The sequence below is a fragment of the Pedobacter sp. 10L46_2 genome, from assembly GCF_056395165.1.
Genome location: NZ_JBFTIZ010000177.1, coordinates 1 through 8,499, shown reverse-complemented (window position 1 = coordinate 8,499; position 8,499 = coordinate 1). Strand labels below are relative to the sequence as shown.

Genomic DNA, 8,499 nt, shown 5'->3' with positions numbered 1-8,499 from the left:
CCCTGGCACCGTACACGGCGGCTGTACCCGCATCCTTTAAAATAGAAATACTCTCGATATCGGAAGGATCTATATGCGGCAACGTTGCATTAATCTGAACTCCTGCTGCATTAACAGCCTCCTGAGGTACGCCATCAATAACAATTAAAGGCGATGAGTTGGTTGGCGAACTTATTCCCCTGATCAGTAACCTGGAATCATCTCTTCCAGGTTGTCCCGATCCCTGAAAAGCAATTAATCCCGGCAGGCGTCCAACCAGGGAATTGCTAATGTTGGCCGCGGGACTTTGCCTCAACTCCGCTCCGCTAACGGTTGCCACCGAACCAGTAATACTGCTTTTCTTCTGTGCAGAATACCCCAGAACAACTACCTCCTGCAAACTTCCCGGAGCAGCAACCATCGTTACCTTTAGCGAGGTTGAGGTTCCTACAGGCACTTCCTGTGTTTTGAAACCTATGTAGCTAAATACCAGTGTCTGGTTTCCGTCGGACGGGATCGTAATGTTAAAATGGCCATTTAAATCAGTTGCAGAACTGGAACTATTGTCACCTTTAACCATAATGGTCACCCCAGACAAGGGATTACCTTCATCATCCAGTACAATTCCGGTAACCTTAGCATCGGCCTGTTCGCCCGCAATCCCATGACTTTCTGCTCTGGCAATCAGAATTTTATTGTTTACTTCGCTAAAGGTCAACCCATTTCCCCTTAAAATCAGGTTTAAAGTAGCTTTAACAGACCGTGTATCTAAAGGAACGCTTAAGTTCTTTGCGTCTTTGATATCGCTGTTCCTAAAGATGAACCTAAAATTGGTTTGTTGCTCAATCTTCTTTATGGCCGATAAAACCGACTCATTTTTAAGTTCCATGGTCACCTGCACCTGAGCCGAGCCCTGCGCTTTTATATTGGAAGCAAACAGGATTTGGAAGGTTGTGGTTATTAAAATAGTTATAATTAGGCTTAAACGCATAATCTGACGAATTATATATCGCGACTTATTGGAGGCAGAAAAGCATAAATAGCTTTCAGCACCCTCTGCTGGTTTTGCAGAAAATTTCATAATTTTAAATGTTTAAATGATCCTCGAAAAATTGTTTATAACAATTTGCTCCAGTTAGCGCTAGAGCAAAAACAATCAACAGCTCCCTGTTTAGCGACAGGGAGTTTTTCGTCAAATACGCAGGTAGTAAATTTCTCTCATAAATGTTTAGTTAATGGTTTAGGTATATTAAATTGATTAATTATTATTTGCATCCATTACCGGAGATAATGATTTCCCCTGCCTTTTTTTGATATTCTATATGATTGAATGAAGCTATAACCTGCAATATTTCATCCAGACTTTCTCCCTTTAAGAAGGTAGCCGTAAAACGACAACCCTTACTATAATCGTTGGCAAACCTTATTTTTATGTTGAAACGTCGGGCCAGTTGCGCCATCGCATCATCCATGGTTACATCGTCAAAAAACAGGTCATTTTCCTGCCATTCTACAATCCTGCGTGCTTCTACTCCAAGGACTTCGGATTTATTTTGTTTTTGGTTAAAAACAATCTGCTGATCGGGCAGAATAACTCCCAGCGTTTTGTTTTCTTTCTGCACCATCACTTTACCGCGGGTTACAGTTACAATGACATTATTTTCACGATCAACGTACTTAATGTTAAATGCCGTACCCAGCACTGTTGTTTTAATCTTCCCGGTATGCACCACAAACGGTCGGCTGGCATCATGCTTAATATCGAAGTACCCTTCCCCAATCAAAGAGACCTCTCTTGTTTTTTTATTGAAATGAGACGAAAATATCAGGGTACTTTGCTTGTTAAGCACAACCCTACTTCCGTCAGGAAGTGTAATACCCCTGTGTTCAGCAGTTGCACGCTCCGTGATTAAAGAACTTTGGCCATTAGCTGTAAAATGACCTTCATTAACTCGTTTATTTCCAGCAGGTGTGAGGTATAGGAAAACAAAGAAACCAATGACCAGCAGGGCGGCAGCCCATATGACTCTTCGCAGTATAGGCCTTATCTTAATCACCTTCAAAGAGGGGGCAATTTCTTTATCCTTATCGGAGGCCACCACGCGGTCAAAAATCTGTATGGCACTGTTTTTATCCAACACTTCTTCTGTAAAATGTTTCTCCCATTCACTATCCATCAATTCATCGAGTTCRCTAACCGCATTTCCACTGTTAACCAGTGCCATAAATTCGGCATGCTCTTCCTTGGTACAGGTGTGATCGGCATATTTCCGAAACAAATACATTAATCGTTCCTTATTCATGGGGATATATATTTTTCGCAGGGCACATCATCAGGCCTTTAATTAGATGACAACTGGAATTCAAAAAGGGAGTAGTCGAAATAAAAATTATTTTGCCAGGTGAAATAAAATAACCAGCAACAGGGGTAAGTCTGCATGATTGTCCATAAGCCCCCGAATGGTTTTGGTCGCCTCGCGAAGATGCACTTTTACCGTCAGCGGTGAAATGTGGAGGCGTTCAGCAACATCTTTCTGTTTCAACCCTTCCATATGGCACATCCGGTAAATATTCTGTTGCTGAGGAGGTAACTTTTGAATGGCCGCGTTTAACAAAGCCAATGTTTCCTTAACCATAATACCGCTTTCAGTTGTGTTATCAATATCGTTCCACTCCTTCTGACTTATCTCATTGGTCTTAAAGTCAAGTGCCAATTTTTTCAACGCATTAAGGGTAAGATTTTTGGAAACAACCCGTAGGTAAGCTCCGAAATTATTGATTTCCGGAAGTTTGTCTCTTTTTAACCAGATATTGGTAAAAACATCCTGCACAATATCCTCAGAAAGCTGTTGCGATCTTAAAAACCGAAAAGCATAGGCATAAACCTTAGCACTGTAATGATCGAAAATCCGCCCGAACGCTTGCTGATCACCATCAGCAACTTTAGTCATCAATGGTTTGTCATCACCCGGTTCAAAGACTTTAGCTCCCATGTAACTAAGTTATTATTTTAGCCATAAAGTTACATAAAGTTGGTCACAAGTTTTAATTCTTATCAGCTAAAGCGTCTTTAGCATCACAAATCAGAAAGCATTTTAGTAAAAAAAGGTTTTTTTTTGCCGCTTAACTATGGATATTTTTATTAAATCGGATATGCGGTAACATTTTTAACCACTCTTAGCACAAAAGAACTGTTAACTCTGGATACATTAGCTAATTTTGCCAGTTTATCCCGGAGAAAATCCGAATACTCATCCAAATCACGGGTGGCTACCTTCAGAATAAAATCACTATCACCAGACATTTGAAAGCATTCCATCACTTCATCAAATTTAGAAACTTCCTGTTCAAATTGAATCAGAATCTCTGCAGTATGGCTACTCATATGGACATGGGGAAAAGTAATCAACCCCCTGTCTATTTTGTTTCGGTCCAGAATTGCAACGGTACTTTTTATATACCCCTGGTCAATCAGTTTCCTTCTTCGTTCCTGAATAGCCGCCACAGACCTGTGCAGCCGAACCGCCAGTTCCTTGTTGGTAAGGGTGGCATCATGCTGAAGGATTTTTAACAGTTCAAGGTCAATTGTGTCTAATTGCATATCAATAAATCAGTTCAGGTGTAAAAAAAACGCCAAAAGAATATTTACGGTAACCAAAACTAGCAAAAAAACATAAATATATTGATTTTACAAGTAAAAAAACTGAAAATGATCGTATCTATTGTGCATTAAAAGGAGTATATAGAGTTTTGGCAATCACTTCAATAAAAGTTATGCTGGCTGAAACCAAAGAACAAACCTGTTTAAGCACCACCCTGGTAAATAAATTCGACCACCTCTGGCATTTGGTGGGCAACACCCCTATGTTGGAAATCCATTATACTTATAAGGGAATTCCCAGCAAGATCTATGTGAAATGCGAACATTACAATCTTACCGGAAGTATCAAAGACAGAATGGCGCTGAACATCATTTATGAGGCGTATAATCATTGTGCAATAAAACCCGGAGACACCATTATTGAAGCTACCAGTGGAAATACAGGGATTGCCTTTGCCGCTATCGGTAAGGCCCTTGGCCACCCGGTGAAGATCATTATGCCCAACTGGCTAAGTAAGGAAAGAACAGACATCATCAAAAGCCTTGGGGCAGAGGTAGTCCTGATCAGTAAGGAAGAAGGCGGATTTGTAGGCAGTATTAAACTTTGTGAACAGCTGGCTGCCGAGGGTAACGTTTTCCTCCCTCAGCAATTTGAGAACAAGTACAATGAGCAGGCCCATGAAAAAACCACGGGACAGGAAATATGGGAACAACTGCAAACCAGAAATCTGGTGCCGGATGCATTCGTAGCAGGTGTGGGTACAGGTGGAACTGTGATGGGTGTAGGTAAAAGGCTAAAAAACTATCATCCCAGCATCAAAATCCATCCACTGGAACCCGCCGAAAGTCCAACACTGACCACAGGCTATAAAGTAGGGAGCCACAGAATCCAGGGGATTTCTGATGAATTCATTCCGCAGATCGTTAAACTGGACAAACTGGACAAAGTCATCCAGGCTAATGACGGTGATGCCATCATCATGGCTCAGAAACTCGCGAAAGAACTGGGACTCGCGGTAGGCATTTCCTCGGGGGCGAATGTAATCGGGGCAATTAAACTAAAACAGGAACTGGGAGCAGCAGCAGTAGTGGTCACCCTACTTTGCGACAGCAATAAAAAGTACCTGAGTACTGACCTGGTTAAAGAAGAACCTATCAGGGACTTCTATATCTCAACAGATACCATCTTTACAGGTTACGACCCCATCTGCCGACTCAGCTAACACTAAAACAATCAACCAACCAAAAAACACATAAACATGAAAAATCTATTTGTATTTGCCCTGGCGCTTTTTTTAAGCTTTTCGGCCAGCAGCCAAATTCTCAAGCCCGTGAAATGGAGCTATGCAGCCAAGAAAACTTCTAAAACAGAAGCCATCCTCTACCTCAAAGCCACTATAGAAGACCGCTGGCATATCTACTCCCAAAATATGGCAGATGGCGGACCTGTGAAAACAAGCTTTAGCTTTGTACCTTCAAAAACTTACAAACTAAGTGGAAAAACCGTTGAGCCCAAAGCAATTACCAAATTTGAAAAGTCTTTTGAAATGAATGTCAGTTATTTTGAAAAATCTGTCATTTTTCAACAAAAGATAAAATTGACAGGAGCTAAAGCGCTAGTTAAAGGCACCCTCGAATTTATGGTTTGTGATGACCAGCAGTGTTTGCCACCCGAAACTGTTGAATTTTCGATTCCTGTAAGCTAGTCGAAATGAAACCGATGTACTACCCAACCGTCATCAAAACGCTTATGATGACGGTGCTATTTATTATGGCGTCCCTTTATCCTATTTTTTCACAAGAATCGGATACTTCAATGGCTAATGTTGAATTTACCGAGATTGTACCCGACACTACACTTAAGACCGATACATTGACTACTGTTCAGGCAGGGACGGCTGATACTGTAAAAAAAATAACAGCAACCAGCACCCAGGTCAAAACCAGTAAGGCAGAAAAAGAGAAAACATTGTGGGAAACGTTCATTGCAGGATTGGCAGGAGGTTTTCTAGCCTTCCTGATGCCATGCATTTTTCCAATGGTACCACTTACCATCAGCTATTTCACCAAAAGAGCAGGAAGCAAAAGTAAAGGTATCGGTCAGGCCCTGATCTACGGACTGTCCATCATTGTCATTTATGTAGGACTGGGCTTACTGATCACTGTTATATTTGGTTCTGCGGGACTAAATGCATTAAGTGCCAGCGGGTTGTTCAACTTTTTATTCTTCCTTCTGCTAGTGGTGTTTGCGATCTCTTTTTTTGGGGCATTTGAAATTACCCTACCCAGTTCATTTGTAAACAAAATAGACAACAAGGCCGACAACAGTAAAGGTCTTGGCGGTATTTTCTTCATGGCAGCCTCCTTAGCATTGGTTTCCTTCTCCTGTACAGGACCTATTATTGGCACCTTGCTGGTACAGGCCAGTTCCAAAGGCGAACTACTGGCTCCAGCTATAGGGATGTTTGGGTTCGCCCTGGCTTTGGCCTTACCATTTACCTTATCGGCTATATTTCCCGGTGTTTTGAATAGTATGCCCAAATCTGGCGGATGGCTAAACAGTATAAAAGTATGTCTGGGTTTCCTGGAACTGGCCCTGGCCTTAAAGTTCCTCTCCTCAGCCGACCTGGCCTGGCACTGGGAGTGGTTTGATCGGGAAGTTTTCCTGGTACTGTGGATCGTCATCTTTATGCTCATGGGGATTTATCTGCTGGGCAAGATCAAGTTTTCACATGACAGCGATGTGCCCTATGTATCTGTACCACGTTTATTTTTCGCCATCCTGTCCTTTTCATTTGCCTTATATATGGTGTCCGGCTTATGGGGGGCACCTGTCAGCGTATTAAGCGGCCTTGCACCACCAATGAACACCCAGGATTTTATCCTGAGCAGCAATGGAATTGTTCCGGTTACAACATCAGTCAATTTTCCAGCAAAGGTGAAGCATAGTGAATCATTAAAGGCCCCATTGGGTTTTCATCCTTTCTTTGACCTGGAGGAAGGTCTGGCGTATGCAAAGAAGGTGGGTAAACCTGTGCTGCTTGACTTTACCGGGCATACCTGCGTGAACTGCCGGAGAATGGAGGACCTGGTGTGGGTGGACAAGGAGGTCAGTAGGCTGATCAATGAGGAATATGTACTGATCCAACTCTATGCCGACGACCGTAACATTAAGATGCCTGCAAACAAAATCCACTACTCTAAAATTTTAAAACGCAAAACTGAGGACCTTGGCTATTGGAACCTGGATTTCCAGGCCACTAAATATGGTTCAAACGCCCAGCCTTTATATGTTCTGGCAGGCCATGACCTGGTTCCTTTGGTGGAAACACAGGGGGCCAATTTTGATACCAAGGCCTATGCAACCTATCTTAAAAGCGGATTGACAGCACTTAAGAATAAATAAACAAGTCTACTTATAAAAAACAAAATAGGAGTTAATAATTAACCAGGATCGGTGGATGCCGACCTGGTTTACTTACAAAAAAGATAAAAATATGAGATATAAGTTTCTAATAACGTTGTCGCTTTCAGGACTTTTCCTTTGCGCCAGTGCACAACAGGTAAAATTTACCGAATACGACCTGGCAAATGGCCTGCATGTAATCCTTCATCAGGATAAGACTGCCCCGGTAGTGGCTGTATCGGTCATGTATCATGTAGGTTCTAAAGACGAGGATCCTCAAAGAACAGGTTTTGCACATTTTTTCGAGCACTTACTATTTGAAGGCAGTGAAAACATGAAACGTGGAGATTTTATGAAGATCGTTAGCAGCAACGGTGGCCAGAACAATGCAAACACCAGTCAGGACAGAACATTTTATTACGAAGTATTTCCTTCTAATCAGCTGGAACTGGGTTTATGGCTGGAAAGCGAGCGTATGCTCCATCCTAAAATTGACGATGCAGGTGTTAAAACCCAGCGCGAAGTAGTTAAAGAAGAAAAGCGTATGCGTATGGACAACAAACCTTATGGGAAATTTGCGGAAAACATCTTCAGTCATTTGTTTGATGGCCATCCTTATAGCTGGCAACCAATAGGATCAATGGCGCATCTGGATGCAGCAAAACTAGATGAGTTTATTGCCTTTTTCAAAAAATATTATGCCCCTAACAATGCGGTGTTGACCATCGCTGGAGACCTGGACATTGAAAACACCAAAATACTGATTGCCAAATATTTTAACGAAGTGCCTATAGGAGTTCCGGTGATCAAAGGCACTTTCGAACTCAAACCAATCGCTAAACAAATCGTAGATACGGTTTATGATGCGAATATTCAAATTCCCGCGATATTTGCGGCTTACCGTATTCCCGGAATGAAGAGCCGCGAGAACAAAGTCCTCGAAATGGTCAGCACAATTTTATCTGGTGGAGGAAGTTCAAGGTTAAGCACAAAAWTGGTCGATCAGAAAAAAACGGCCCTGGAGGTGGCAGCCTTCAACTACACACTGGAAGATTATGGTGCGTACATTACGCTTGCCCTACCCAACAACAATACTCCTTTAAATGGCCTTTTAACTGATATTGACGCAGAGGTTACCCGATTACAGTCAGATCTGATCACAGAATCAGAATACACAAAACTCCAAAATCAATTTGAGAATGGGTATGTCAGTGCCAATAGTAAAATGATCGGGGTTGCAGAAAGCCTTGCCAACGGATATACCCTTCATAAAAATACGAATGACCTGAATGAGCAGCTGGCTCAGGTGAAATCAATCACCAAAGAAGAGATCAGGGATGTTGCCCGGAAATATTTAACTAAAGATCAGCGTGTAGTACTTTACTATTTACCAAAGAAATAACATGAAGAAGATATTCATATTCGCCGTTTCAGTCCTGTTTACTCAAGCAGCTATGGCACAAAAATTAGATAGAAGTCAAAAGCCGAAACCAGGGCCTGCACCAGCTATCAC

At 42.1% G+C, this 8,499-nt stretch carries 8 protein-coding genes; 4 read left to right on the top strand and 4 right to left on the bottom strand.

The window, feature by feature from the left end:
• The 4 genes from AC1DDX_RS17625 to AC1DDX_RS17610 all read right to left on the bottom strand — a co-directional run.
• The coding region (locus AC1DDX_RS17625) for an STN domain-containing protein (protein WP_477622341.1) at positions 1-1,060 on the bottom strand (1,060 nt) is incomplete at its 3' end.
• Positions 1,061-1,244: 184 nt separating this feature from the next.
• The gene (locus tag AC1DDX_RS17620; protein WP_337714920.1) at positions 1,245-2,282 is read right to left on the bottom strand and encodes a FecR family protein; all 1,038 of its coding nucleotides are present in this window, start codon (positions 2,280-2,282) and stop codon (positions 1,245-1,247) included.
• An 87-nt stretch (positions 2,283-2,369) separates the two neighbouring features.
• Entirely contained in the window at positions 2,370-2,972 is a 603-nt protein-coding gene (locus tag AC1DDX_RS17615; RefSeq protein ID WP_337714921.1) for an RNA polymerase sigma factor, read from the bottom strand.
• Positions 2,973-3,121: 149 nt separating this feature from the next.
• Entirely contained in the window at positions 3,122-3,580 is a 459-nt protein-coding gene (locus AC1DDX_RS17610; protein WP_172663390.1) for an Lrp/AsnC family transcriptional regulator, read from the bottom strand.
• A 173-nt stretch (positions 3,581-3,753) separates the two neighbouring features.
• Here AC1DDX_RS17610 and AC1DDX_RS17605 point away from each other — a divergent pair, with 173 nt between their 5' ends.
• The 4 genes from AC1DDX_RS17605 (at position 3,754) to AC1DDX_RS17590 (ending at position 8,388) form a co-directional block, all read left to right on the top strand.
• Positions 3,754-4,803: a PLP-dependent cysteine synthase family protein gene (locus tag AC1DDX_RS17605; RefSeq protein WP_288880017.1), complete on the top strand. Its 1,050-nt coding sequence runs from the start codon at positions 3,754-3,756 to the stop codon at positions 4,801-4,803.
• 36 nt (positions 4,804-4,839) lie between these two features.
• Complete coding sequence (locus tag AC1DDX_RS17600; RefSeq protein ID WP_172663392.1) at positions 4,840-5,286, top strand: protein-disulfide reductase DsbD domain-containing protein; 447 nt, start codon at positions 4,840-4,842, stop codon at positions 5,284-5,286.
• 14 nt (positions 5,287-5,300) lie between these two features.
• Positions 5,301-6,986 carry a protein-disulfide reductase DsbD family protein gene (locus tag AC1DDX_RS17595; RefSeq protein ID WP_430709541.1) on the top strand — a complete coding sequence of 562 codons (1,686 nt, stop codon included), beginning with the start codon at positions 5,301-5,303 and terminating at the stop codon, positions 6,984-6,986.
• Positions 6,987-7,077: 91 nt separating this feature from the next.
• Complete coding sequence (locus tag AC1DDX_RS17590; protein WP_477622340.1) at positions 7,078-8,388, top strand: M16 family metallopeptidase; 1,311 nt, start codon at positions 7,078-7,080, stop codon at positions 8,386-8,388.
• Positions 8,389-8,499: the final 111 nt, after the last annotated feature.

Bases quoted from the DNA above. Each gene is read 5' to 3' on its own strand.
- AC1DDX_RS17595 (WP_430709541.1), top strand. From the start codon at position 5,301: ATGTACTACCCAACCGTCATCAAAACGCTTATGATGACGGTGCTATTT.
- AC1DDX_RS17605 (WP_288880017.1), top strand. From the start codon at position 3,754: ATGCTGGCTGAAACCAAAGAACAAACCTGTTTAAGCACCACCCTGGTA.
- AC1DDX_RS17610 (WP_172663390.1), bottom strand. From the start codon at position 3,580: ATGCAATTAGACACAATTGACCTTGAACTGTTAAAAATCCTTCAGCAT.
- AC1DDX_RS17600 (WP_172663392.1), top strand. From the start codon at position 4,840: ATGAAAAATCTATTTGTATTTGCCCTGGCGCTTTTTTTAAGCTTTTCG.
- AC1DDX_RS17615 (WP_337714921.1), bottom strand. From the start codon at position 2,972: ATGGGAGCTAAAGTCTTTGAACCGGGTGATGACAAACCATTGATGACT.